The sequence below is a fragment of the Paenibacillus andongensis genome, assembly GCF_025369935.1.
GTDB lineage: Bacteria > Bacillota > Bacilli > Paenibacillales > NBRC-103111 > Paenibacillus_E > Paenibacillus_E andongensis.
This window is the reverse complement of record NZ_CP104467.1, coordinates 7,273,897-7,300,497: the sequence shown is the minus strand read 5'-3', so window position 1 is coordinate 7,300,497 and position 26,601 is coordinate 7,273,897. Positions and strand designations below refer to the sequence as shown.

The following is a 26,601-nucleotide window of genomic DNA, read 5'->3' as shown; positions in this document are numbered from 1 at the left end:
TCCATTTTTGAATGAGAAGATGCATTTTGTGCATCAAATATCTGCGTTTTGACTCAAAATGGGCGGTATGAGTCGAATTTTCTGTAGTTTTGCAGCAAAACTCTTGAAGATGAGAGTTATCTGTTCAAAGAGATGCACAATTTGAATTAAAGTAGGCGGAGTAGCTTTGGTAATTGGTGGTTAAATTCATTCATTCGAGTCGAATAAATGCTAAAAAAGAAATCCTGCACAAAACTATGCAGGATTCTAATAAACGTATATGAGGAAGCAGTCGCATGACTAAACCTGAACTCAGGTCCAAGCTCGAAGCCAGAAGCTTAAGCCCAGGATTGAACTCCAAGCCTCAGAGCCCAAAACTCAAAACTCAAAACTCAAAACCCCTAAGCCTCCACCCACTCGCGGCGCAGCGAGAACAGATCGCGCAGCTCGTCGGTCGACAGCTCGGTGATCCAGTTCTCACCGGAGCCAACGATCTGTTGGCTGAGGCCGAGCTTGCGCTCGATCATCTCATCGATGCGCTCCTCAAGCGTGCCCAGCGTCACGAACTTGTGCACCTGCACATGGCGCGTCTGGCCGATACGGAAGGCGCGATCCGTCGCTTGATTCTCGACGGCGGGGTTCCACCAGCGATCGTAGTGGAACACATGATTCGCCGCCGTCAGGTTGAGCCCGATGCCGCCGGCCTTCAGCGAAAGAATGAACACATTTCGCTGCTCGCTAGCCGGCTGGCTAATGTCTTGGAAGTGCGCGATCATCTCATCGCGCCCATTTTTCGGTGTTCCGCCGTGCAGGAACAACACTTTCTCGCCAAGCTCCTGCTGCAGCACATGCTGGAGCAGGTTGCCTGTCTCCACAAACTGCGTAAAAATCAAGCATTTGTCGCCCTCTTGGCGCAGCTCCTGCACCATCTCGAGCAGGCGCTCCAGCTTGTTGGAGCGTCCGCTCCACGGCGCGTGGATGCCTTCTTTGAGCAGCAAAGCAGGGTGATTACACACCTGCTTCAGCTTCGTCAAAGCGGCGAGAATGAGACCACGCCGCTCCATGGCGGAGAGCTTATCCAGACGATCGAACATGTCTTGGATGTAGTTCTCATACAGCGAGCCTTGCTCGGCAGTAAGCGAAATGAACGTCTTCGACTCGTTCTTCTCCGGCAGATCCAGCTGAATCGCGGGATCTTTCTTCTCGCGGCGCAGCAGGAAAGGGCGGATCAGCTTCTGCACCTTGCCGATCGTCTCACTATCGCGCGTCTTCTCGATGGCATTCACATAGCGGTGTGTGAATTCACGCACCGTGCCGAGATAGCCTGGGTTCGCAAAATCAAAGATCGACCACAGCTCCGTAAGCCGATTCTCAATCGGTGTTCCCGTTAACGCAATGCGATGGTAACCATCGAGTCGGCGAATCGCGGAAGCTTGCTTCGTGTAAGCATTTTTTATATTTTGGGCTTCGTCCAAACAGATGGAGTTCCAAGCAATAGAGCCTAGCTCAACCTCATCCAGATGGGAAAGCGTATAAGATGTCAAAACTAAATCGACCTTGCCCACGACTTCTTCTTTAAAAGCAGGTCCCTTTAAACGTTGAGGACCATAGTGAAGATGAACCTTCAGTGACGGCGCAAAACGCTTAAGCTCCATCTGCCAGTTCCCAAGTACGGACGTCGGGCATACCAGGAGGGAAGGCGTTTCGGGCTGCTCGTTCTCTTTGACGGTGAGCAGATACGTGATCCACTGGATCGTTTTCCCGAGCCCCATGTCATCGGCCAAACAGCCGCCTAGGCCGAAACGGCGCAGGAACAACAGCCAAGAGATACCGTCGACTTGATAGTGGCGCAAAGATCCTTGAAAGCTGGGCGGAGGCTGTATCGTCGGAATCGACTCCGCCTGCGTGAGTTGATCGACCATGTGGCGTAGCTGTTCGTTCAGCTCTACCTCCATCTCGATGTAGCGCACGCTATCTGGGTCATCCTCAGCCGGCAATAGCCCGCCGGCATCGCCCGCGAAGTGAAGCTCCAGCACATCGCGGAAGGAGAGGCCCTGCTTCTTCTGCACCTGCTTCATAATCTGCTCGACCTGCGCCATGAACAGCGGGTCGAGCTGAATCCAGTTGCCGCGAATCTGGATCAGCTTGCGCTTCTCCTCCAGAAGCTGCCGGAATTCCTCTTCCGTCAGCTCCAGATCCCCAACAGCCAGCTTCCAGTCGAACTGCATCAGCTGGGTCAGCCCGAACATCGTCTCCCGCCCAGAACCGACGGAAGACTTGATCTTCGCGCGCAGCTTCGGCTTCATCTTGCGGATGCGCTCCCACCAGGCCGGCAGGAACACACTCGTTCCTGCCTCAACAAGCCGCACGCTTCCCTCTGCGAGGAAGCGCCAAGCCTCTTCCTCCGTCAACGTCTGACGGAGCCCAGCACCCTCACCCGCATCCAGCCACGGCAGGATGCGTACCCACTTCGCCGCGTCACGCTCTACGCGGCCAAGCTCTGGCAGCCACGCCTCCGGCAGCGGCAGCTCACCCACGACCGGCTCGCCGCTGGGCGTCACCGTGCGCAGCACCTCCGGCGCAAGCCGGTCCTGCAGCAGCACGCGCAGCTGCCAGCCCGCGCCATGCGCCAGGTCCGGCTCCACGAGCTGCAGACAGGTACGCATCGGCGACCGGTCTTGGCGCCAACCAATAGCGACGAGCCAATCTTCCTCGTCGAGCCATAGATCCGCGCCGATCTCACCGCGGCGCATCAACGGATGCGCCGCTTCGAGCTTGCGCAGATTGTCTTTCATGAGGCCGTCGGCGTCTACCCACTCGGGAATCAGCGCATGAATCCAGCGTGAAACGGCTGGGGATTCCAAGGCTTGCAGTTCTTCTGGAAGCTGCAGCTTCCAACCAATCTCGCCGGCTTTCCACTTTTCATAATCCGGCATGAAACGACCGGACGCCAAAGCCTCTCGAACAGCCGGAGCAAGACGCATCAAATCCGCACAGTCCTTGTGCCAGCTAAGCTGTAGATGCTGCACAGGCTGCGGATCGCTGAAATAATCGAGCGCATCGAGCGGCAGCAGCTCAATGCCCTCCCGATTTTGCCACTCGCTGGGCTCCATGAACGTGCCGAAAAAAGAGGCGCGATGCCAGGCAAACAGCATATTTTTCAAATCAAGAGCATCCCAAATGCCGCCGTTCTCGCGGGTCCCCCATAGAAACAAAGAACCATTAGGTATGGAGCTAACGTGAACTGTCAGCGCGCTGGTTTCGATCATCGAATCCATTTTCCTTTCTTGAGCTCTTCTTGGAAAGCACGCAAGCGTGAGAACTTATCCGCTAATCGATAGACATAGTGCTCCCAGCGGTCGTCCTGGCCTAATTGCTTATAGATGCCGTGCAGTTTCTTAAGCAGTCGAACAGCCGTCTTATAAGAAGCCCTATTTTTCTCCAGAACAGCCCGTTCGGCCGCTTGGTGATAGAGGGGGAGGAGTAAAGCCGAATCATGCTCTTCAATCGCTTTAAGCTCCATCCCATATAAGCTCAGCGGTGATATACGGTTCGCTAATTGCAAGTCTACCCACTGCCGATACCGTTTTGTTTGCAGCAAATAAGCCGTGTAATAGTAATAGGAACGAGGCAGCAGGGACTCCATCACCTGAACCCATTCGCTATCAGATTCAAGATACTTGGTTGTATCGAGCCAGTATTGGCAAAAGGTCCGGAAATCATCGTGATTGGCATTCGTAATCGATGCGAACAGCCAGCGAAGCCAAACAAGCATGTTGTTCCACTGTTTTTCATTGTAATAATAGTTCAGGTAAAGGAAGTAATCCTTCGCGCTCGGATGCGTGAGCTGCCCAAGACGCTCAAAAGCGCTTGCCGTATCCCCCTGCATAATATCAAAATGCGCTCTAGCCGCCAGAAGCGTATCCTTCTTCCGAGCTAAGAGGTCCTTTTTCGCGAGAAGGGTGTCGAGACGCTGAATTTCCTCTTTCTGTGCCGCAGATTGATTCGCCAGTTTCCACCAAATGAAGCGATAGACAAACAGCCAATCAATCGGACTATCCTTACCCTGCAGAGCGAATTCTCCGAGCATTTTCATGGTGGATTGCCAGTGTTTGGGCTCCGCCTCGAATGAGGTATTCACATCTGTTCGTTCCACGAATTCAACCAGCTTATCCTCACAATTTTTTGCGGCAATTTTGCAGCCGTTCTCGTGATAATAAGACAAGTAGGAGCTTTTCGTTTCTTGATAAAATTGTTCTATTTTCCGCATCATGAACAGCACGATATGGAACATATAGATCTCGCGTGTTGAATTTCTCCAATTGGCCGCATAGCCCGGCAAGGACTCTAGTGCTGAGTCGTAAAAGGTTTCGATCGAGTGCTGATGAGAAATGGAGAATCCATGGAATTTCCCTTCAAAAAAGCGATGCCAATCAACGGGCACAGCCTCTTCAAGAGGCACGTTGGCCTGTGCAGCTGCAGCAGCTTTCCGTTCTTGTATCAAAGTTGCCCCGCGTGCGGGTTTCTTCCTTGTGTGTATTTGTTGTTTTAACTGTTGAAGCAGCAGTTCCGGACGTCCATAGGGCGCATATAGGCTGAAGAAAGTGGCACCGATATGTTTACAAAAGCCTTCATAGGAGCAGCTGCACTCACTAGAGGCGAAATTTTCTAAATTCAGCATGGTGCTCAGTAATTTTTTGCCAGCGACGGTCGCCTGAACGTTCAAGCCTTTCAGATCGACTTCGGTCACACGACCTTTATGGTAATACTCCCAGCCCTGCTCCAGAACGACGGCGTCGAAATGAAGCGGGATTTGCTTGATTAGGTAGTTCATTCGATTTTTGGGAATCTGCAGTTTCAGCATGTGTGCTTTCCTACCCTCCGAGCGGTACATTCCTTCTTCCATAGTAACAGATTTTTTCCGAAATTGCCCATTTCCACAGTTTATGCCAAAGGGGTTTTTTTTACACATCAGAAAATAAGTTCTCATCGGGTTAATAGGTGTTAACCCTGCATTCCTGCCTATAATATGATAAAGTGAAGCTATACGAAATGCTTTAGAAGGGAGACTTCGCGGATGGGTATTAAATTTGGCAGAGAATACAAGGATATTGTCACTGATTTTGTACGTGGCATTGAGATGGTTGATGGATTTTATGAGTTGTTGGAAATGAATGCGGACGACTGGCAGGAGCTTGAAAAGGACGAACAGGAAGAATGCCTGCGAACGCTGGCTGACGATATTTTTTACGGATTAGGAAATGCGCCTGTGATGCACATAGGAGCGGGATCCGTTCGCCATGATCCGAATAATCACGTGCTGAAGGTCCATGACGGGGAGAAGCTGGTTTCCGTCATCTATTTGGTGTGAATCAGGCAGAAGTGTGATATAGAAAGGTGTATGGAAGTTATGTTGGATGGAGCAAGGAAGGTCTTACAACAAGTTTATGGATACCCGGAATTTCGCGAGGGTCAGAAGAATATCATTACGAATCTGCTTGAAGGTCGAGATACGCTAGGCATTATGCCGACGGGCGGAGGTAAATCGATCTGTTATCAAGTTCCTGCCATGCTCATGGAGGGTGTGACGCTGGTTATTTCACCGCTGATCTCCTTGATGAAGGACCAAGTGGATGCGCTCCAAGTGCTTGGTGTTCCGGCAACTTTCATTAACAGTACGCTGGAAGCTAAAGAAGTGGAACAGCGGATGCAAGGCGCCATGCAGGGCAAATATAAACTGCTGTATATCGCGCCAGAGCGGCTGGAGTCGGAACGGTTTCGTGCTCGCATGTCTGCGCTGAACCTTCCGCTAGTGGCCATTGATGAAGCGCACTGCGTGTCGCAATGGGGTCATGATTTTCGCCCGAGCTATGTGTCGATTGCTCCGTTCATTCGGGAGCTGCCCAATCGTCCGATTGTCGCAGCCTTCACAGCGACGGCTACCGCCGAAGTCACAGCAGATATTGCGAGACTGCTTGATTTGGATCAAGCGGGCATATTCGTCAACGGATTTTCACGGGATAATCTGGAATTGACGATTCTTCGCGGTGAGAATAAGCGGGATTACATTCAGAATTATGTGAAGGAACATACGCATCAGCCTGGTATTATTTATGCCGCTACGCGTAAGGATGTTGAAGAGCTATATGAAACGTTGCGCAAAAAAGGCTTCGCCGCAGGGAAGTACCATGCCGGTCTAACCGATGAGGAACGCTCCTACATGCAGGAGGCGTTTCTGTATGATGATATTCGCGTGATGATCGCGACGAACGCTTTTGGGATGGGCATCGATAAGTCTAACGTCCGTTATGTCATTCATTACAATATGCCGAAAAATATGGAGGCGTACTACCAAGAGGCCGGTCGTGCCGGTCGTGATGGAGAGCCGAGTGAGTGCATTCTGCTTTTTAGCGCGCAGGATATTATGACGCAGAAGTTTCTAATCGAGCAGAATCAGCTCTCACCGGAGCGTAAAGCGAATGAGTACAAGAAGCTGCAGACGATGATCGACTTTTGCTATTCACCACGATGCTTGCGCAACGTCATTCTGCACTATTTTGATGAAACCAATATTAAAGATACCTGCGGCAATTGCAGCTCTTGCAAAGATGATCGTGATACGGTGGATATCACCGTCGAAGCTCAGAAGATTTTCTCCTGCATCCGCAGGATGGGGGAACGCTTCGGCATCTCGATGGTCGCCTCCGTGCTCAAAGGCTCGAAAGCAAAGAAGATTGTCGACTATCGCTTCGATCGTCTGCCAACTCATGGCATTATGCGAGACCTGCCGGAGAAAGAAATTTCTGATCTAATCAACGTGCTGATTTCGGAAGGGTATTTGCAGCTGTCGGATGGTCAATATCCGGTTGTGAAGCTGCTGCAGCCTGCAGCAGAAGTGCTTCAAGGGAAGCTGCAAGTATACCAGAAGGTGCGCAAGCAGCAGGTTAAGGCTGCCGCTATCGATAACACCTTGTTCGAGCAGCTTCGTCTGCTTCGTCGGGAAATTGCCGCACGTGAGAAGGTGCCGCCGTATATTATTTTCGCGGACAGCACGCTGCGTGAAATGAGTGAGATTTGTCCGACATCGGAATCCGCCATGCTGCGAATCAAAGGTGTCGGCGAGGTGAAATACCGAAACTACGGGAAGCCGTTCCTGGACCTCCTTCGCACGTATGCGGGAGAAGGCGAATTGGGTGCGGTCGCCTATGATTTTGAATAAATCAGAGGAGTGGTGATAGGTGAAGCTTGAGAACACAGCCATTGATCAGAAACTTGCGGAGGTGACGGGCTGGTCGACAGACGATCACAAATGGATTGTGCGTAAATATCGATTTACGGCATTCATGCAAGGCATAGACTTCGTGAACGAAATCGCCCGTATTTCGGAAGCTCTTAACCATCACCCGATGATCGCCATCGATTATAAGATGGTCACGCTGCGACTTACGTCCTGGCATGCAGGCGGCTTAACCGATTTGGATTTCGAATCCGCTGCTAAATTTGATCAGGCTTTTGCTGACATTACTACTGGTAGTGGATCACCTGATTAAGCTTGGTCCGTTATATACCATGCAGTGAAAGTCAGCCATCCCAGTGGGGGTCCACTTTTCATACGTGTCTGTAATCGTAAAACCAGCTCTTTCGTACGTCCGTATCGCACGCTCGTTCCAGACGAGAACTTCTAGATCAATTTCCTGCTGGGGTGTCCGGCGCACAGCTTCTTGAACAATGATTTGGACGAATTGGGTACCGATTCCGTTCCCTTTCCCGCAAAGATCCGGTCGAAGTCCTAGCCCTAAGCGTGTCACCCCGACAATGGGGAAGAATTGAGCGAACCCAGATAATATGCCGTCTTCATCCACCACAGCTCGATACTGCTCAGCTCGAATTTGCGGGTCGGCGAATTCTGCTTGTTCTTGGAGCATAATCTCCCATGGAGACCAATTGTATAAATCGTATGGAGACGAATACCTCCAAGTGCAAAGTTCAATGCAATTCGCTTCTGTTAGGGGAACGATGCGCCATGGTAAGCTTGTATGTATCTTATCGTTCGTAGTTATCATCCTTTCATCTATTGGTTGGAGGTTCAAATGGATTGGTATAGTCATATTCCCATTAGCACAATAACTATATTTTCTATGCTCGTGTTGGGACTAACCCTATTCCGGATCTCGGTGAAAACAAAATGGCCGCTTGTGCTGCTTGCTTCCTTCGTTACTACTTGCTTATTTAGGTTGTTTTTAACCCAACAGTGGGCGGAGAGCTTGGAACCTATGCTCATTATTGTAACGGAAGCGGTTTTTATTCACTATATATTTCGCGTGCGAAAGCTGCATGCGCTCATGATAGCGTTTCTCGGCTCTCTAGGCTATACGATTTATTTGGCCGTTGTTCTATTCATGATGCCGCTCATTACCCATATTTCAATTGCTGCTTATTTTGAGGGGCTTGATTCCTCTTATCGTGCTTTGAAAATAGTGGCCGCATCGCTGGCATACCTAACCGCTTTGATTCTGGTTAAGAAACGTTTGGGTTTTACCGTTCGAATCGAGATAAGCTCCAAAAGTGCTTGGCTTCCACAGAAGAATATCCTACTGCATGTGTTTCTGTTTGCATTTGTACTGTTCTCATTGACTTATTATGGGGTTACATTGAAAATAACGTCCATATTCTACTTCGCAGCAGGGTTAAGCCTACTCTTAGGGTGGATTATTTATCTCCTGTATCGGAAGGAAATGGAAGATATTTAACCAAGGGTATCTTTCATCATAAAGGCAAGATTTGGGGTACAATGAGTGTATAGACTTAATTGGAATAGGAGGTCATCCTAAATGACCCAAGTTACGATTCGTGAAGCGGTAATGCAAGATATCCCGCAGTTGAAAACGTTAATGCTTGCTTATATTGTGGACTTCTATCAGTATCGACAACCCGAGGATGAGAAGCTGAACGGATTAATTCACCAACTGCTTGAGCAGAAGGAAGGTATTCAATTCGTAGCGGAGACGGAAGAGGGGACGTTAGTTGGCTTTGCGACCTTATATTTTACCTTCAGCACCTTGCGTGCTTCCAAAATAGCGATTATGAACGACCTATTCGTCATCGAGGCTGAACGTGGTCTAGGTGCGGCAGCGAAGCTATTTGCTGCTTGCAAAGGGTATGCGGCTAGAAATGGCTATGCGAATTTAACGTGGACTACGGCCAAAGATAACTTCCGCGCCCAAGCATTTTACGATAAAATGGGTGGAGATCGCAGTGATTGGCAGTCATATTCTGCTAATCCGACAAGTGGGATGGGCGATTAATTGATTGTTGAGGGGAAGGTGGCATGAACCTGTGGAAAATATCGTAAGTCAAACTTGGCTGCTTGGGCAGCTGGGCGATGCAAACATCGTGATCGCGGATTGCCGCTTTGCGCTAGGACAACCAGAATCAGGCAGACAGAATTATGAGAAAGACCATATAACAGGAGCCGTATACGTAGACTTGGAGAAAGACCTCTCCGGTGCCAAAATGGCGCACGGAGGCCGGCATCCGCTCCCTGATCTAGGAGCCTTCTCTATCCTCGTGGGCAACCTCGGGATCGATGGTACGAAGACCGTCGTGGCTTACGACGATCAAGGCGGGGCCATGGCTTCACGGCTATGGTGGATGTTGAAATTCCTCGGTCACTCCGAGGTATACGTTTTAGACCAAGGGTATTCAGCATGGAAAGCGGCTGGCTACCCGGTTACCGATGAAGTGTCCGCTGTGTTCCCGCGGACCTTCTCACCGAAGGTGCATCGCGCTATGTTGGCGAGCATGGACGAGGTCAAGGACAAACTCGGTCGTCCAGGCACCGTGCTCGTTGACTCGCGCGAGGAGCGCCGCTACCTCGGCTTGGAAGAGCCGATCGATGCGGTGGCCGGCCACATCCCGGGCGCTCGCAGCTTCTTCTGGAAAGGCGTTCTCGGTGAGAATGGCGCCTGGTTGTCAGCTGCGGAGCAGGAGCAGCACTTTGCCGCGCTGCGCGACGCTGATGAAATCATCGTCTATTGCGGCTCCGGCGTGACGGCTTGCCCGAACGTGCTGGGCCTTAGCGAAGCGGGCTTTGAGAACGTGAAGCTCTATAGTGGAAGCTGGAGCGACTGGATTTCGTATGAGGATAATCCGATTGCGAAGGGCGAGGAGTAAGAACTGGGAAGCCGCGTCGTACGCGGGTTTGAGGGCTGTGACAGGTTGCCGAAAGGTGGGCTGTTACGGCCTTTTTTCGGTTGTATAGGAAATTATGATTACCGCAGTCTGTGGATAAGATGTGCATAAAGTTGGGGATAAGTAGTTATGCTGCATGATTAAGCACGTTTTCAGCGCTTATTTGTTCGTGTGAAGATTAATGCTCTTCGTTTCCGAGATATCCCCCTGAACCTTTCAGGATGTAATATTACTTCTTGACGAAGAGCCCAATCGCATTCTATTATTCAATTAATAAATTGAATATGAAAGGACGGACGTTCATGGAATCTGTACCTGAGGCAATCCATTCCGCAAAAGAGTTTAAAAATGAACTGTTTCAGCAGTTAGCCCGGGTGGGGAAGTGCCTATCCAGCGACAAGCGGCTTGAAATCTTGAGTTTACTTGCTCAGGGGCCTAAGTCGGTAGAGAAGCTGGCCCAAGTCACGGAGATGAGCGTGGCTAACGTATCCCGACATCTTCAGGTTTTGCTCGATGCCAGATTAGTGAAGTTCAGCAAGAAAGGTACCTATGTCATCTATTCGTTGGCTGACCCTTCTATTGCCGCGTTTTTGTTTGCAATGTGGCGCATTGGCGAGAGTCAGCTTGCGGACGTCGCGCGGATTAAACAGGAATTTTTACACCACTATGAGGATGTGAGGACGTTATCTTTGGAGGAAGCGAAGGAGAAGATAGAGGCCGGAGCGATCATCCTGCTTGATGTACGACCGAGAGACGAATATGAGGCTGGCCATCTCGCTGGAGCCATCTCCGTACCGATGGAGGAATTGGAACCATACCTTCGAAATCTGCCTGGGCTCGTTGAAGTTGCAGTCTATTGCAGAGGCCCCTACTGCATCTGTTCGACACAGGCTGTAGCCAAGTTGCAGCAGGAGGGGATCATGGCATATCGGTTGGAGGGGGGAGAGTATGAATGGCTGAAGGAAACGAATTGATTAAAGAGTTCATTCATTCTCCAGAGAGACAGCAGCAGCTCTATCGGAGATCGCTAATGATCGTGATCATCGCCCAACTATTTGGCGGAGCGGGACTTGCGGCCGGCGTCACGGTCGGAGCGCTGCTTGCTCAGGATATGCTCGGGACGGATAGTTTAGCTGGGATTCCTTCGGCTCTATTGACGCTGGGCGCGGCTTCGTCGGCACTGCTTGTCGGACGGCTTTCTGGGCGTCTTGGCCGTCGGGTAGGCCTGACTGCAGGTTTTCTTGCAGGGGGGATCGGTGCGATCGGAGTCGTATTCGCAGCGATTGTTAATAACCTTCCGCTTTTGTTCGCTTCTATGCTGATCTATGGCGCCGGCACGTCGACTAATCTGCAGGCGCGGTATGCGGGAACTGACTTAGCTCAGCCTAAGCAGCGTGCAAGAGCCGTCAGCTTAGCTATGGTATTCACGACGTTTGGTGCGGTTGCGGGGCCGAACCTGGTGGGGGTCACAGGGCGATTCGCGACATCTGTCGGCGCCCCTGCTCTGGCGGGCCCGTTTATGCTGGGTGCAGTCGCTTTTATTCTTGCGGGTCTGGTGATCTGGACATTTCTCCGCCCAGATCCATATATCGTCTCTAAAGCTATTGCCGAAGCGCATCAAGCGAATCCATCCCAAACGGCGGTTGATGCGGATATCCTGGCGCCAGCAGTCCGTAATCGGGGGATCATCATCGGGACGACCGTGATGGTTTTAACGCAGATCGTGATGGTCGCCATCATGACGATGACGCCGGTCCATATGAAGCATCACGGACATGGATTGAGCGCGGTCGGCATGGTGATCGGCATTCATGTCGCGGCGATGTTTCTGCCTTCCTTGGTAACAGGAGTTCTTGTAGACAAGGTCGGGCGTATGTTCATGTCCTACGCATCGGGGATCACGCTGCTGCTAGCCGGACTGCTTGCCGCTTGGGCGCCGGCCGATTCGATGGTCTGGCTCATCGTTGCTCTGGCGCTGCTCGGACTCGGTTGGAACTTTGGTCTGATCAGCGGCACTGCGCAGATCATCGATGCGACATCCCCGGCCACGCGCGCCAAGACACAAGGAACGGTGGATGTCCTGGTATCATTGGCGGGGGCATCGGGCGGAGTGTTGTCGGGCATGGTCGTCGCCCATTCCAGCTTTGCTGTCCTCTCTCTAGCTGGCGGGTTCTTGTCTTTGCTGCTGATCCCGGTTATGATCTGGTCGCGCAGAGGGATCGGTCGATAGATCAGAACGAGAAGGGCGTTAGCAATGCTATAGCTTGGAAAAAAAGGGCAGGGAAACCACCGTCAAACGGTGTCCCCCAGCCTTTTTTCTATGCACGTTACTTGTTAGGTGTTATTATTTTTGTCCGAAAGTTATAACCACATTCCCCTTCTTGCGTCCCGTTTCAACATACCTATGAGCCTCGGCAATCTGTTCCAATGAATAGCGTCTATCGATGACTGATTTTAACTTCCCTGCCTCAACAAGCTCTTTGAGGAACACTAGATTTTCTTTATTCTGCTGTAAGCCCGAAGCCGTGAATTTAGCTTTTTTGCTGCCGATCTTTGAAGTCCATAACATTTGAAGCATAATTCCCAGTGTAGGGACCGTCGAGAGATAAACCCCTCGTTGCTTTAGCGAGCTTTTACATTGTGAAAACGAACGTTTGCCTACCGCATCGAAAATAATGTCATAGGTCTGACCATTTTTGGCGAAATCCTCCTTGGTATAGTCAATGACCTGATCAGCTCCAAGGGATTTTACTAGTGATGCATTCGTGGTACTGCATACCCCGGTAACTTCTGCTCCAAAGTATTTGGCAAGCTGTACCGCATAAGCGCCTACCGACCCAGAAGCGCCATGGATAAGGACTTTTTGTCCGCTCTGAATATGTGCTGTATCTCTGAGGAAAATCAATGATGTTAATGCCCCATCACAGACTCCGGCTGCTTCTTCATAGGTCATATTGACTGGCTTGGTTGACAAGGGGTTGCTTTCAGGCAGACACATGTACTCGGCATGAGCGCCAAAGCTATGTGGACTTATCCCATAGACGGGGTCACCTACCTCAAATGAAGCCGCAGCTTTGCCCACGGCATCAATTTCCCCTGCGAACTCAACCCCTAGTACCGCGTGTTTGGGTTTGCCCAGGCCATACATTAATCTGACAATGAAGGGGTCAGCCTTTCGAAAGGCGCAGTCCGATGGTGTTACGATTGCCGCATGTAGACGTATGCGTACTTCATTGTCCTTGGGAGTAGGTTTTTCTACCTCTTGGAGATGAAGAACATCCGGAGTTCCGTATTTTGTACATATAATCGCTCTCATATGAATCCCTCCTAAAGTTAACCTTTTACGCAAGTTAAGTATTATGTACATAATGTAATCTAAACTATACATAAAGTCTAGTCATCTTTACACTGCTTGGTGAAATAATTCCCTAACACCCTTGGTGAGCTTTTAAACACAGTGGGGCAATAATTGCCTATGGCTTGTTCGAATATTAGGAGTTTGATTCGGAAATTGGATTAGACTTTGCTATTCTGCATGTTGCCGTCAGTAAAGCAGAGAAAACCCACCCTCAGATGAAGGTGGGTTGGGTTTTGCTTATTTCTTTTTATGAGATTGGTTTCGTGAAAATAATTTCAAAATCCGGTACTGATGAACCATCGCTGGTGTAGGTTAACTTCTCATTTGTTTCGGTTATATACGTGAGGACGACTGGATATGTGGACGTATGTCCGAATGTGATGGCATATGTGTCTCTTTATCATGAGCCTACTCGATTAACGTGCATTGATCTATTCCCAAGCTAACGTACCAACGACCTTCCGTTTGTACGTTTATTTTCACCTATCATAAGCTCAGCTAGCAACAAATTGGGAATCCAAGCAATCCACGCGATGACGAAAAAAGTATCGTTCGTATCGGTCAATCCTAGGAATACCGCAGCCAGCGGGGTATATATCCGGAGAGTGATTGCTGCACAACTAAGCGCGTAATTACGTACCATCCAGCGGCCATGGTCGGCCTTGTCGCGATCGACGATAATGCTTTTTAGACTGCGGAAGAGTGTGTAAAGCCATAGGATTGATAGCGATCCGAAGCCAAGCTGCGCGAACCAACCGCCATTCGAATAGAAAGCTAAGTACAGGCCGGTTAAGCCCCCGATTGTAATCATTGTGGAATATATATAGCCGATCAAACGGTGAATGTTCGGTGCATGATGACGAAGCTTCTTGATAAACTGAAGCCAGCCTATAGCAAGTGCGACTCCAGCAGAGATGGCATGCGCCCAGAGGATGTTGTACCACAAATCGGGCAGATGGCCTTTTCCCGTTACGAACCCCTGCTTATGGAGGTGGTCAGGCGTTCCGTACATGACCAATGCATAAGCTCCAATTGCCAAAGCCAAAAAAGCCAATAGTCCAAATGCCCAAACGCGAATTGTACTTCGTCGTGCTCCCATTGTTCATCCCTCACATTCGGTCTTTTTTATTATTGAGTTGATTCTAACATCAGGGTGGCCACCTTCAAAAGCGACCTCAGACGGAGTGGAGACCCCAACCAAAGTCGAGGATGGAGCTGATGTGAGGCCTTTTCTTAGAGGGGAAATTGCTTTATCTTGACAAAATAACTTAACTAATGTTAATTTATTGACTAAAGTTAACTATTATTTCAGGAGATCACTCATGGATCGTTCATCCTTTTCCTTAAGGGAATTAAAAAAGGCTAGAACCAAAGTAGCATTGTATGAAGCCAGTTTGTCACTAATCGGAGACAAGATGTTTCGAGACATGATGCTCGACGATATTTGCCGGAAAGCAGAAATATCCCGGGTCACCTTCTTTAAATTTTTTCAAAAAAAGGAAGATTTGCTCGTTTATTTTATGCGTGTTTGGTTAACAGAACGTATCATTGAGATCGAAGCGGAGGGTAAACGTGGATTCTCGGTTATCCAGCATATACTCCATAAAGTGGCGGAAGAGGCTGAGGAAAGACCGGGATTGATGCCAAGCTTGATATCTTTTCTGGCAGAAATGAACATGCATCCTTGCATGCCGGAATTGAGTGAAGCAGAGGTTCATTTACTGTTCCCTGCTCATGAGGAAGTTGGCGCGCAGACACCTGACATGTACAAACTTTTTCATCGTTGCATGACTGAGGCGAATACAGATGGAAAGCTAAGAAAAGAATTCACGGTAGAAACAGCGGTAAAGGTTCTGTTTACGGTGTTTTACGGAGCATTTTTGACCGCTCAACTATATGGTTCCAAGGATATTAAGGGCTTTTATAACACCCATCTACAATTGCTTGAAAATAGGTAAGAGGAGCGATGAATGCATGAGTAAAGTAATTCCGGGCAGATTTACGGCGCAAATGGATGGTTCTTTCGTTGTCTTTATCATTGGGATGAGAGTGAATAAATTATGGGCGCTGCATAAGTGGCTGCCTGTGGCCAAGGCAATGAATCCGATGCTTCAAGAATTGTATCGCAACCCTGAATTAGGCTTTATTGATGCCAGTTTTCATCTTTCTTGGCGGGGTGTGACTCTTATCCAGTATTGGAAAACGTTCGAGCAATTAGAGCACTATGCAAGGCATGGTGCAACTCATTTAGAAGCGTGGCGTAATTTTAATAAAAAGGTTGGAACGAGCGGCGCTGTCGGGATCTACCATGAAACCTATTTGATTCCTGAAGGAAATTACGAGTGTGTCTATAACAACATGCCTGTCTCCGGTCTAGCAAAGGCTGGCAGTCACGTCCCCGCTGTCGGAAAACGAGAAACGGCAAGCAGGAGGCTTGGGCGGGATGGAGAGCCTGCCGTTCCGACACCTTCTAATCCGGCATAAGTAATTGCGGTGAAGGATGAATGGAGGTCGCGATTCTCCCAATTAACATTACGGACTGTAATAGGCTGCCTTCGGGTAGGCTGCTGCAGTCTTTTATTTTGCAAAAGTATTGAAATTTTTAAGACTTGCTGAATAGCAAAAGAACCCCATAGAAGGGGCTCGAAGAAGTTCTTTTGGAGTAGATGAATTGAGCATCGGTTAAGCTCTCTTTTTCGGATCAATGGGACGACCCTTCTGTAGCTCTAACTCCTCTTTATGGATCATACGATCTTGTTTGATGAACAGGAATGGGATGAAAATACAGCCGATAATTAGGAGTGCTCGGTTTAAGTTCCAACGTCTTTGAACAAAAGCGTGCACCGCCGTTATGATATAAAGCACGAACATCACACCGTGAAACATACCGCCGACAAACACGAGTTGAGGCTGGTCCAAGAAGTATTTAAACGGCATGGCTATAAACAGTAGAAAAAGATAAGAAATACCTTCAATATAGCTTGTTAGACGCAAACGCCCTAAGGATGTGGATAATATAATAATCGCTCCAATCTCGTTTTCAACGTTTGAATTTACTTTCATTAACTCCAATCGAGCTCCAATACGACAGGACAATGATCGCTGCCCAATATATCGCAGTCAATTTGAGCATCAATGATCTTAGGACCTAGTCTCGTAGATGCCAGGAAATAATCGATTCTCCATCCCACATTACGGGCTCTTACGCCTGGCATATTAGACCACCACGAATAGACATCAGTCCGATCAGGGTAGAGATGTCGGAACGTATCGATAAATCCTGCATCCAACAATTCCGTCATTTTGCCGCGTTCTTGTGGGGTAAAGCCTGAATTATTGAGATTTCCTTTGGCATTCTTGATGTCAATTTCATGGTGGGCAACATTCAAATCACCGCAAACGACAACAGGCTTTTGGGCGTCAAGTTGCAAGAGGTAGCTTCGAAAGCGATCCTCCCACTCCACACGGTAATCCAGCCTAGAGAGATCACGTTTCGCATTGGGTGTATAGACGGTCACGAGATAGAAATTGTCGAATTCCAACGTGAGGATCCGACCCTCCGGCTCTTCATTCTCCTCCATACCATATCTCACCGAGAGCGGTTGAATTCTTGTGAAAACGGCGGTGCCAGAATACCCTTTTTTAACCGCATAATTCCAATATTGTGTATAGGCTTCGCCTAGTTCTAGGTTGATCTGTCCTTCCTGCAGCTTCGTCTCTTGAAGACAGAAGATATCTGCCTCCTTTTGCTCGAAATAATCAATGAACCCTTTATTGACGCATGCTCTCAACCCATTAACGTTCCAGGATACAAGTTTCATCTTCATCATTTCCCCTTGCTGCTTACATATATAGTTCAGTGTATCATAAGTCCGTCCTCGTCGGCGATTTATGAGGATCAGGGAAGCTTGATCCATCTTTGCCTTTGTACAACCTTCTCCTGGGCAAACGCCACTTCTATTTCTCTCACTACTCTACTAACTAGACTTACTAACTACTCAAACTCTTATAAACTACAAACTACTCATAACTCAATTCACAATTCTTACTCACATTGGAAAATATCCAATGAGGCAGCCATTCCCACACTCAATCTTCGAAAACACTGTATCTAATCCAATGGGAATGAGGATTGTGGTGAAAAAGTACATGAAGAGTTGAGGAATGAGTCTGGGAATGAGGACTGTGTTGAAGATTTGCATGAAGAGTTGGGAATGTAGATGGGAATGAGGATCGGAATAAAGATGTGTATAAGGAATTTAGAGATGTATCAGTGTTCGAATAGGTGAGAGATGTAGATTATAGACTGCCCGAACGAAACTCAGACAATAAATCTTCTAACCGTTCATCAGTTCCAGTGTTTTCGATTGGTGTGAATACCCTCATCACGAAGTCACCGCTTTCAGAAACTGTGAAATTATTGTAACGAAATGTCAACAGGCCTGCTTCAGGATGTTGGATCAATTTTTCTCCTTCCGAATTTCCGGAAACCTCATGTCTCCCCCACCACTCCCTGAACTCCTCACTCCCGGCATATAACATGTTAACTAATTCCTGATACCACGAATCATTCATGTATAAGGCATATCGGCTTCTGAAATGAGCTAACAGCATGGTGGCAACGTTTTCCCAATTAACAATGCGAGCTTGCTTATCCTTCATCATGAACACGCGCCAAAGGATATTTCTCTCGATCTCTGTCGCTTGTTTAAAGTCCCCACATACCTTATTCGTCATTTGGTTCCATGCGGAAACGTTCCAGCGCTTATCGATGACATAGGCAGGGTAGGTCCCCATCCTGTCAAGAATCTGTTGAATGGCTGGAGAAATGGATTCATCCACTGTTTCGTGTGGAAGTACAGCATGGTTAGCCAACACAAGTAGATGATTACGTTCGTCGTTGCTAAGTTGAAGGGTACGAACCAAGCTTTCCAGTACTTGTTCCGATACTTGAATATCCCGTCCCTGCTCCAGTGCGGTGTACCACGGTAAGGAAATGCCTGATAGACTTGCCACTTCTTCCCGCCTCAGACCAGGCGTACGACGACGTGAGGTCTCAATCGGTAATCCCGCCTCATGCGGAGATAGACGCGAGCGACGGGTCCGGAGAAAATCAGCTAGTTCTTTTCGTCTTCTTTCAGAATTCATAACAAGGATTCACCCCAATATCCTGATATATTTTATATCAGTATCCGTACGATTAGTATTCGGAATAGTACTACAAACACAGACCTATTTGTGCGTTTATTAACTGATTATAATCGACTTGTCGCCTGTAGTGAAGGAGGAGTCGGCAGTAAAATTTGTTCAAAACCGATCATGAAAACGAGGGAGATTCTATGATAAAAACAGAACAGAGCGAACGAAGCAGTACATTAAGAGGCAAACGCGTTGTCCTCCTTGGAGGAACGTCAGGAGTTGGATTTGCTACAGCCGAAGCCGCTGCGCGGGAAGGGGCATCCGTAGTCATCGTCTCTAGTCGAAAAGAGAGAGTTGACAATGCAATCTCGCGTCTGCCCCAAGGTGCGGAAGGGCATGTGGTTGATCTATCGAATGAAGAGATGGTTTGTACATTCTTCAGCCAAATTGGTGAATTTGATCATTTGGTTTTCACGGCTGGCGAGTCCTTGCATATCGAAAATCTCAGCACAATTGACATGAAGACAGCACGTCGATTTTTTAACCTGCGTTACTGGGGGGCGTTTATGGCCGCTAAATACGGTAGCAAGAACCTCAGAGAGGGCGGGTCAATCATTTTAACTTCTGGCGTTGCCGGAGCTCGGCCGCAGAAGGGTTGGGCGGTCACAGCCAGCATATGCAGCGCTATTGAGGCACTGACCAGGGCATTGGCTGTCGAACTTAGCCCGCTTCGTGTCAACGCGATAAGCTTCGGGTTAATGCGTACCGAGATGTGGAACGACATGCCTGAGGAAAACAGGAACGCTATGTATGAGACTTTTGGAAAAACCCTCCCGGTAGGCCGAGTAGGAGAACCAGAAGATGCGGCCGAGGCCTTTCTTTATTTAATGCGTGAGAAATACTCCACCGGACAGACTATTGTCGTGGATGGCGGTTCTTCACTGGTATAACTAATTGACACGGTGTGTGAATATATGAATAAGGCATTAGCAGCCTCGGATGTGAAAGTCCCAGACTGCCGATGCCTTTATTTAATCTTGTTCTACTGGGTGAAATGATCAGTGTCAGAATCCACCTGTTTAGCACGCCCTTTGGCCACAAGGCTAAAGGGCGTTCTTCGTCTACGGTGATTATTCCAAAAAAGACTAATATAAGAAAATAGCGTACCAATCTATCAGCATTATTGATTTATTTTTTCACTCGCATGCGTGATATACTGTGATTATCCGATTAAGTCCATAGGTTTAATATATAAATGGAAGGCGAGGTTTTCTTATGACGAAAATTTATAGCAATTTGACAGAGTTAATCGGTAATACGCCGCTGCTCGAGCTCTGGAATTATAAAAATCGGCATGGACTTGATGCCAAAATCGTCGCGAAGCTGGAGTATTTTAACCCGGCTGGCAGTGTAAAAGACCGTATCGGTTTCGCGATGATTAAAGAAGCTGAAAAATCCGGCAAGATCAATAAAGAGACTGTCATTATTGAGCCTACTAGCGGAAATACAGGAATCGCTCTGGCTTTTGCAGCGGCTGCGCTAGGGTATCGGTTAATCATTATATTGCCTGATTCTTTTAGTATAGAACGCAGAAAACTATTAAAGGCTCTGGGTGCAGAACTTGTTCTCACTCCAGCCTCTGAAGGCATGTTAGGCGCAATTAAAAAAGCAGAGGAATTAGCTGCAAAGATGCCAAACTCATTTATACCACAGCAATTCAGTAATCCAGCCAATCCGGAGATTCACAGAAATACTACGGCCGAAGAAATATGGAAAGATACAGACGGTAAAGTTGATATTTTCATCGCGGGAGTTGGTACAGGAGGGACGATCACTGGTGTGGGCGAGATACTGAAACAGAGAAATCCATCGATCCAAGTGATAGCCGTCGAGCCAGCCGATTCGCCCGTCTTGTCAGGTGGCAGTCGTGGCGTGCATCATATTCAGGGCATCGGTGCCGGGTTTGTTCCAGATAATTTCAACAGTTCAGTTGTAGACGAAATATTTACTGTGAGCAATGAGGATGCCATAACGACGGCTCGTGAACTGGCCAAAACGGAAGGTTTGCTGGTCGGTATTTCATCCGGCGCGGCAGCTTTCGCAGCAAGTGAAATTGCTAAACGACCTGAGAATAAAGGGAAGACCATCGTCGTTATCCTGCCAGATACCGGTGAGCGGTATTTGTCTACGAATTTATTTGATGAGTAATAAATCGCAAAAGAAAGACCAGGAATCCGCGGTGGACCACTGGTCTTTCTGTGCGTTCTGTGCTTTCTATGCTACACGGTTTATACGAAGCTTGCCTCTTAATGCGATGCGGCTGCGAACGTTTCTTTATCCGCTTCAATCACGAGCTTCTCTTTGCTCATGGCAAAAGCGGCAGCTAAAGCGAGAACTGCAGGGATAAGTCCCCACGCAAATGTGGCCACGATGGAGGAGGAGAGTCCTTCGGATATTTTCCCAAGCACCTGCTCCGGAATTTGAGTACGAGTTGCAGGGTCAAGCAGAGCATGCGGGTCTTTAAAGTCTAGACCCTGAGGCATCGCGGATTGTCCGCTCCCTGTAAAGGCATCCGATAAATGCCGGGTTAACGAATGGCTTTGAATAATACCGAAGATGGTAATTCCGATCGTCATGCCGAGTGAGCGAAGGAAATTCAGCGTAGAGCTCGCTGCCCCTCGTTGACTGGCAGGTACGGAATGTATAGCAGCGTTGCTTAACACGGAAAATGAAGCGCCAATTCCCAAGCCGACTAGTATCATATAGATAGTGATAATCAAACGCGATGAATCTGGTGTCAACGTAATTAACAGTCCCATACCTGCCACAAGAAGGATGAGGGTGGAAATCAGGATGGCTCGATATGAAAATTTACTAATGAGGAAACCACCTGCGGTAGCGGTAACGACAGTGCCGAGCATCATAGGCAGAAGTACGAGCCCTGAGTTCGTTGCAGTTCCTCCGAGAACACCTTGAATGAAGATCGGAATATAAACGGATGCGGTAATGAAGGCTGCTCCACTTAACATCGCGATCGCATTACTTGCCGAATAGAGGCGATCCCGGAACATCCGGAAGGAGATAATCGGTTCCTCTGCCCGTGTCTCCACATAGAGGAATATAACCGCGAGAAGAGCAAATCCAGTGAATAAGCTAATGATCTGAGCGGAGTTCCACGCGAATTGTTTACCGCCAAGCTCCATGGCAAACATTAGGCAGACGATGGCGCCTACAAGCGAGAAAGCGCCGGCCCAGTCGATGCGCTGTTTAGCATGCTGGAGGGATTCCTTATAGAAAATGGCAATCATCAGGAAGGAGATCAGTCCTAGTGGTAAATTAATATAGAAAATCCATTCCCATTTGATATAGTCCGTCATATAAGCGCCAAGGAGCGGCCCGAAGATGCTGGACATACCGAACACGGCTCCGAACAATCCCATTAGCTTGCCTCTGCTTTCAGGTTTAACGGCATCGAACATGATTGTGAAAGCGATAGGAACCAAAGCACCGCCGCCAATGCCTTGTATGGCCCGATACAAGCTTAACTGAACGATCGAGGTGGCTGTTCCACAAAGCGCAGATCCAAGCATAAACACCAAGATACCAAAGATAAAAAACCGTTTGCGGCCATACATATCCGATAATTTACCGAAAATCGGCATCCCTGCCATTTCAGCTACCATATAAGCCGATGTTACCCATACGAACTTATCCAGTCCTCCGAGGTCTGCGATAATGGAGCCCATAGCCGTCGCTACGATGGTATTGTCCATCGAAGCCATTAGGATGGCTAGCAGTAATCCGGCTATGACAATGCCTGTTTGATTCGTTGATTTCGTCATGTGATCATTTCCCTTCTTCAATCCTTAATTTGTATAATTTGATTGTAAACAAACAACCCTGACAAGAGTCTGTCAGGGTTGAAACCATGTGTTGAAAGAATTTTATCTAAAGCGATCTATGAAATCGCCTTACGCTCCGGAAAGAATATTCGGTAAAGTAATAAATGAATAGATTGCAAAGATAAATAAATGGGTATCGAATAAACGAGCTGATACCCATGTTTGTAATGAAAAATACCAACGAGTACGCTAAGCCACTCGACACCTATGCCCATAGAGGTCCAGAGTAAGATGTAGGGTATCGTGTAAAATCCTCGAACACCCCATTTTTTGTAAAAGTAAATAAATATATAACCGAATGGTGCATACATCAAATAGGAGAAAATATCAAACAACTGGTACCGGGATTCGTCACCGACATCGTATAAATCAAAGGGCGGGACAGCAATGGTATGATCAAACATGAGACCAAAAACGATCCCAATCAATAAATTAAACAAGCTCTGTGTTAAGGTAAACATTTTTGGTAATATCCAAATCGCGAGGGTCACTACGACTATCATCGCAATGACAAACCATTCATTTCCGTTAAATCTATTATCGTAAATGGTTACGTCGTTCATAGAGACCTCTCCCTTTGCTCTAGATGAATGAATAAGCGGCCAAAACAATAAGTTAAAATCATTAGTGAAATGATTAATAGGCACTCATAGAAAATGTTCCATTTCTCATAGGTTATCGCACCACCTAATCTTAAGAATTGACTTGTACACAAGATAAAAGAAAATGTATATAGAGAAATGCCTATTTTTGTACTGCGTTTCAATGTGGTCAGGTAGACATTAGCAAATGTGAGAAGTGTTATTGAAAAGGTGAAGTCCCTATGTAAAATAACCGAAAGGAATTCAGGTACCTTTTTGCTAAGATGGAAAACCCCTAGAGTGTCACTTAAGATCGTTAATTTGTTAATGTCTACGATAGCTAAGAGCATGTACAGAAGCACGTTCGTAACGACAGACAACTTATTGGGCAGGAAGGCAAATAAATGGAGACTAAACCAAACAGAAATCAGGCAAATGACTAGAATCAAGGCAAGGCTCCTTTGCAATAAAATAATCGAATAGCTTAAAAAGATGCAAATAAGTATCGACTTCTATTTTTGCCTTTATTAAGTTGTTTAAACCTTCCTCTCAGGGGGAGAGCTGAAAGTAAACAAAATAAAGATTGCCTCCTACCCGGCCACTATAGTCAGGTGGTTGGCAATCTTTTTTAGTAGATAAGAAAGTATAAGTTTTATACTTTTGCTTCGCGTCTACCTTGACAAACGCGCTCGTCCTGAAGGACGACGGAGTCGTTTATCCTTGGCTCGGACAAAATCCCGGAGTCTTGGCGCATAACTGCTGCGTGAAGCGGGGATCCAGCTTGGCAAGTTCAGCAAAATAGTTGCTAATCGCGTGATTAGCGGAGAGGGAGCCCCCTTGATACGTTAATTCAACCCCCTTTTTCACATGCATATAGTGGTAAACCTGATCCGTTCGAGGAGATCGATAGATGAAGGGAGGAAGCAAAGGGACGAAGTCGTTGGTATTATAGATCCTATAGTGAGGCCCGGTCTTGCGGTTGAAAAGAATAGCGAATGCCTGATTTCCAACGCGCGGTGAAGCATAAGTATACACGGATGGATTTTTAAATTTCGTGTTTGTGGAAATATCGGCGGCGCATAAAGCAGCAAGAGCTCCTCCGAGACTGTGCCCTGTAATGTACAGCGTTTTCTCGGTGGAAAGTTTGTTTAGCGCGGTTACAATCGATTTGCGGGCTGAATGGTAGATGTCGAGAAATCCTTCGTGTACGAGGCATTGCTCTTTGGAATAAGGAAACTGGATTTGCCTGGCAATGGCATCAGAGATCCAATCGGATGTCGTATGCGTGCCTCGGAATACAATGACAATTTGACTATCGGATTCGGCAATAAAGCCGAAAAACTCTTTTTCACTCAGAACGGAAGTGGCTTTGAAGGAAGAAACCATCCGGTAATTACGAGGCATAATAACGCTTTCGGGACCATTTTCAAGTTGGATATAACTTTGACTGCACATAGCCGCAAGAAAGATTGCCGTCCGTGTATCTAATGAGTTGCTGAGCATAAGTCCATTCCTCCCATACACACAGGATGCCGTTCTCCTATATATATGAAAATAGTGGACAGCTGTCCTCCGACAATCGCCTATTTTCTAGGAGACTTTCAGCTGGCAGATCCTATCAGGTATAATAGGCGGAGGAAGGTGGGGATACACGTGTTAAAACGCTTTTTTTCGTATTATCGGCCCTATAAGCACTTATTTATTTTGGATTTTACCTGTGCGGTCGTGGCTGGGCTTCTAGAACTGGGTTTCCCGCTTGCTGTTAATCAGGTCGTCGATAAATTGCTTCCTGACGGGAATTGGATTTGGATTCTTTGGGCTTGCGCGGGTTTGCTTGCTGTCTACGGACTCAACACAGTGCTAAATTTCATTGTCACGTATTGGGGGCATAAGCTAGGGATTAATATCGAGACGGATATGCGGAAAAAGATGTTCGATCATCTGCAGAAGCTCTCATTTCGGTTCTATGACAATAACAAAACAGGTCAATTGATGTCGCGTATGGCAAACGACCTACTAGAGATTGGTGAGGTTGCGCATCACGGTCCAGAGGACTTGTTCATTGCGGTAATGACGCTGATCGGTGCACTCCTGCTCATGCTTCATATTAATATGAAGTTAGCGCTCTTAACCTTCGTAATCGTCCCATTCTTGCTATGGATCGCGGTTTATTTTAATCAAAAAATGACGAAGACGTTCCGTCGAATGATGGGGGACCTTGCCGATATTAACGCAAGAGTCGAAGACAATATCGGTGGGATTCGTGTTGTTCAAGCTTTCGCCAATGAGTCCTATGAGAAGAAGCTGTTTGAGGATAACAATGGACGGTTCCGGTTGACGAAGCTGCTTTCCTATAAAATTATGGCGTGGAATGTCTCGCTGAGTTACTTTTTGATGCGTCTCGTGACGGTATTCGTCCTTATTTGCGGCACTTGGTTCGTGATTGACAAGCAGATTAGCTATGGAGAATTTATTGCGTTCGTTCTCTTAACGAATGTTTTTCTGGGTCCCATTCAGAAAATTAATAATGTCATTGAAAGCTATCCCAAGGGAATTGCCGGGTTTAAACGATATGTCGAAGTGATCGATACGGAGCCTGAGGTAGCTGATCTGCCGAATGCCGTGAAAGTTAGTCATCTCGATGGTCAAATTACGTTCGACTCAGTGTCATTCGGCTATGGGGATGAAGCTCGGGTACTGAATGATATCAGCTTATCGATTCGAGCTGGGGAAACCGTTGCTTTCGTGGGTCCATCAGGCGCAGGGAAGACCACGATCTGCAGCTTGCTGCCCCGATTCTACGATGTGAGCGCGGGCAGCATTGCCATTGATGGCTGCGATATTCGCGGCATCCAGCTGGAGTCGCTGCGCCGTCAGATCGGCATCGTGCAGCAGGATGTGTTCCTGTTCTCCGGCACGTTGCGGGAGAACATCGCGTACGGCAAGCTTGGCGCGACGGATGAGGAGATCTGGGAAGCTGCACGGCGCGCGCAGCTGGCGGGTTATATCCAGACGCAGCCGAAGGGGCTGGATACGGTTGTAGGTGAGCGCGGCGTCAAGCTCTCGGGCGGCCAGAAGCAGCGCCTCGCGATCGCGCGGATGTTCTTGAAGAATCCGCCGATTCTCATCCTCGATGAGGCGACGTCGGCGCTCGACACGGAGACAGAGGCGGCGATTCAGCAGTCGCTAACCGAGCTGTCGCGTGGCCGCACGACGTTAGTCATTGCCCACCGTCTGGCGACAATCAAGAATGCCGATCGTATCGTCGTCGTGACGGAGCAAGGCATTACCGAGCAGGGCGGACATGAGGAACTTATCGCAGTAGGCGGTGTGTATAGCCGCCTGCACCATGCGCAGTTCAGCTCTTAAACAGGGTTGTGGCAAGTTAGCTTAGGCTAGATCGCCATAACCTCTTTTTATTCCCAAAGATAGGATAGAACTTCCAAATGAA

General features: G+C 48.0%; 24 protein-coding genes. 13 read left to right on the top strand and 11 right to left on the bottom strand.

Annotated elements, in window-relative coordinates; all coding sequences use genetic code 11:
* Positions 1-380: 380 nt before the first annotated feature.
* Both NYR53_RS32780 and NYR53_RS32775 read right to left on the bottom strand, forming a co-directional pair.
* Positions 381-3,257 carry a DEAD/DEAH box helicase gene (locus NYR53_RS32780; RefSeq protein WP_261303137.1) on the bottom strand — a complete coding sequence of 959 codons (2,877 nt, stop codon included), beginning with the start codon at positions 3,255-3,257 and terminating at the stop codon, positions 381-383.
* Positions 3,245-4,843: an SWIM zinc finger family protein gene (locus NYR53_RS32775; RefSeq protein ID WP_261303136.1), complete on the bottom strand. Its 1,599-nt coding sequence runs from the start codon at positions 4,841-4,843 to the stop codon at positions 3,245-3,247. The genes NYR53_RS32780 and NYR53_RS32775 overlap by 13 nt, the downstream gene beginning before the upstream one ends.
* 213 nt (positions 4,844-5,056) lie before the next feature.
* Between NYR53_RS32775 and NYR53_RS32770 the strand changes: the two genes are divergently transcribed.
* The 3 genes from NYR53_RS32770 to NYR53_RS32760 are packed head-to-tail and all read left to right on the top strand — an operon-like array spanning position 5,057 to position 7,529.
* On the top strand, positions 5,057-5,350 hold the full coding sequence (locus NYR53_RS32770; protein WP_261303135.1) for a hypothetical protein: 294 nt from the start codon (positions 5,057-5,059) through the stop codon (positions 5,348-5,350).
* Positions 5,351-5,389: 39 nt separating this feature from the next.
* Entirely contained in the window at positions 5,390-7,198 is a 1,809-nt protein-coding gene (gene recQ / locus NYR53_RS32765) for a DNA helicase RecQ (RefSeq protein WP_261306602.1), read from the top strand.
* Positions 7,199-7,217: 19 nt separating this feature from the next.
* Entirely contained in the window at positions 7,218-7,529 is a 312-nt protein-coding gene (locus NYR53_RS32760) for a 4a-hydroxytetrahydrobiopterin dehydratase (protein WP_261303134.1), read from the top strand.
* Here NYR53_RS32760 and NYR53_RS32755 read toward each other — a convergent pair.
* Positions 7,518-8,042, bottom strand: a complete 525-nt coding sequence (locus NYR53_RS32755; protein WP_261303133.1) for a GNAT family N-acetyltransferase — start codon at positions 8,040-8,042, stop codon at positions 7,518-7,520. The two genes, NYR53_RS32760 and NYR53_RS32755, sit on opposite strands and share 12 nt — an antisense overlap.
* Before the next feature lie 27 nt (positions 8,043-8,069).
* On the opposite strand from NYR53_RS32755, the gene NYR53_RS32750 reads away from it, so the two are divergent.
* The 5 genes from NYR53_RS32750 (at position 8,070) to NYR53_RS32730 (ending at position 12,400) form a co-directional block, all read left to right on the top strand.
* Complete coding sequence (locus NYR53_RS32750; protein ID WP_261303132.1) at positions 8,070-8,729, top strand: hypothetical protein; 660 nt, start codon at positions 8,070-8,072, stop codon at positions 8,727-8,729.
* Positions 8,730-8,810: 81 nt separating this feature from the next.
* Positions 8,811-9,284, top strand: a complete 474-nt coding sequence (locus tag NYR53_RS32745) for a GNAT family N-acetyltransferase (protein WP_261303131.1) — start codon at positions 8,811-8,813, stop codon at positions 9,282-9,284.
* Between the two features lie 31 nt (positions 9,285-9,315).
* On the top strand, positions 9,316-10,152 hold the full coding sequence (locus tag NYR53_RS32740) for a sulfurtransferase (RefSeq protein ID WP_261306601.1): 837 nt from the start codon (positions 9,316-9,318) through the stop codon (positions 10,150-10,152).
* A 320-nt stretch (positions 10,153-10,472) separates the two neighbouring features.
* The gene (locus NYR53_RS32735) at positions 10,473-11,144 is read left to right on the top strand and encodes an ArsR/SmtB family transcription factor (RefSeq protein WP_261303130.1); all 672 of its coding nucleotides are present in this window, start codon (positions 10,473-10,475) and stop codon (positions 11,142-11,144) included.
* On the top strand, positions 11,123-12,400 hold the full coding sequence (locus tag NYR53_RS32730; RefSeq protein ID WP_261303129.1) for an MFS transporter: 1,278 nt from the start codon (positions 11,123-11,125) through the stop codon (positions 12,398-12,400). Before NYR53_RS32735 ends, NYR53_RS32730 begins: the two co-directional genes overlap by 22 nt.
* 114 nt (positions 12,401-12,514) lie before the next feature.
* Here the strand turns inward: NYR53_RS32730 and NYR53_RS32725 are convergent, their stop codons facing one another.
* On the bottom strand, positions 12,515-13,486 hold the full coding sequence (locus tag NYR53_RS32725; protein ID WP_261303128.1) for an NAD(P)-dependent alcohol dehydrogenase: 972 nt from the start codon (positions 13,484-13,486) through the stop codon (positions 12,515-12,517).
* A 484-nt stretch (positions 13,487-13,970) separates the two neighbouring features.
* Positions 13,971-14,627 (bottom strand): DUF2306 domain-containing protein, encoded by a 657-nt coding sequence (locus NYR53_RS32720; RefSeq protein ID WP_261303127.1) that lies wholly within the window; start codon positions 14,625-14,627, stop codon positions 13,971-13,973.
* A 223-nt stretch (positions 14,628-14,850) separates the two neighbouring features.
* On the opposite strand from NYR53_RS32720, the gene NYR53_RS32715 reads away from it, so the two are divergent.
* Positions 14,851-15,486, top strand: a complete 636-nt coding sequence (locus tag NYR53_RS32715; protein WP_261303126.1) for a TetR/AcrR family transcriptional regulator — start codon at positions 14,851-14,853, stop codon at positions 15,484-15,486.
* Between the two features lie 16 nt (positions 15,487-15,502).
* Positions 15,503-16,012 (top strand): DUF4188 domain-containing protein, encoded by a 510-nt coding sequence (locus NYR53_RS32710; RefSeq protein ID WP_261303125.1) that lies wholly within the window; start codon positions 15,503-15,505, stop codon positions 16,010-16,012.
* A 198-nt stretch (positions 16,013-16,210) separates the two neighbouring features.
* Here NYR53_RS32710 and NYR53_RS32705 read toward each other — a convergent pair whose 3' ends face one another.
* The 3 genes from NYR53_RS32705 to NYR53_RS32695 all read right to left on the bottom strand — a co-directional run bounded on the left by NYR53_RS32705 (position 16,211) and on the right by NYR53_RS32695 (position 18,676).
* Positions 16,211-16,591 carry a DUF3817 domain-containing protein gene (locus NYR53_RS32705; protein WP_261303124.1) on the bottom strand — a complete coding sequence of 127 codons (381 nt, stop codon included), beginning with the start codon at positions 16,589-16,591 and terminating at the stop codon, positions 16,211-16,213.
* A complete protein-coding gene (locus NYR53_RS32700) occupies positions 16,591-17,349 on the bottom strand; it encodes an exodeoxyribonuclease III (protein ID WP_261303123.1) in 759 nt (252 codons plus the stop codon). The genes NYR53_RS32705 and NYR53_RS32700 overlap by 1 nt, the downstream gene beginning before the upstream one ends.
* Positions 17,350-17,827: 478 nt before the next feature.
* Positions 17,828-18,676 (bottom strand): helix-turn-helix transcriptional regulator, encoded by an 849-nt coding sequence (locus NYR53_RS32695; protein WP_261303122.1) that lies wholly within the window; start codon positions 18,674-18,676, stop codon positions 17,828-17,830.
* A 191-nt stretch (positions 18,677-18,867) separates the two neighbouring features.
* Between NYR53_RS32695 and NYR53_RS32690 the strand changes: the two genes are divergently transcribed.
* Together NYR53_RS32690 and cysK are read left to right on the top strand one after the other, a co-directional pair.
* Positions 18,868-19,617 carry an SDR family oxidoreductase gene (locus tag NYR53_RS32690; protein ID WP_261303121.1) on the top strand — a complete coding sequence of 250 codons (750 nt, stop codon included), beginning with the start codon at positions 18,868-18,870 and terminating at the stop codon, positions 19,615-19,617.
* A gap of 325 nt (positions 19,618-19,942) precedes the next feature.
* Positions 19,943-20,875, top strand: coding sequence for a cysteine synthase A (gene cysK / locus NYR53_RS32685; RefSeq protein WP_261303120.1), 933 nt, complete (start codon positions 19,943-19,945; stop codon positions 20,873-20,875).
* Positions 20,876-20,973: 98 nt separating this feature from the next.
* Here cysK and NYR53_RS32680 read toward each other — a convergent pair whose 3' ends face one another.
* The 3 genes from NYR53_RS32680 to NYR53_RS32670 all read right to left on the bottom strand — a co-directional run bounded on the left by NYR53_RS32680 (position 20,974) and on the right by NYR53_RS32670 (position 24,653).
* Complete coding sequence (locus tag NYR53_RS32680; protein WP_261303119.1) at positions 20,974-22,509, bottom strand: MDR family MFS transporter; 1,536 nt, start codon at positions 22,507-22,509, stop codon at positions 20,974-20,976.
* Positions 22,510-22,625: 116 nt separating this feature from the next.
* Complete coding sequence (locus NYR53_RS32675; protein ID WP_261303118.1) at positions 22,626-23,132, bottom strand: hypothetical protein; 507 nt, start codon at positions 23,130-23,132, stop codon at positions 22,626-22,628.
* Between the two features lie 732 nt (positions 23,133-23,864).
* Positions 23,865-24,653 carry a lipase family protein gene (locus tag NYR53_RS32670; RefSeq protein ID WP_261303117.1) on the bottom strand — a complete coding sequence of 263 codons (789 nt, stop codon included), beginning with the start codon at positions 24,651-24,653 and terminating at the stop codon, positions 23,865-23,867.
* 150 nt (positions 24,654-24,803) lie between these two features.
* On the opposite strand from NYR53_RS32670, the gene NYR53_RS32665 reads away from it, so the two are divergent.
* A complete protein-coding gene (locus NYR53_RS32665; RefSeq protein WP_261303116.1) occupies positions 24,804-26,519 on the top strand; it encodes an ABC transporter ATP-binding protein in 1,716 nt (571 codons plus the stop codon).
* The last annotated feature ends 82 nt before the right edge of the window (positions 26,520-26,601 follow it).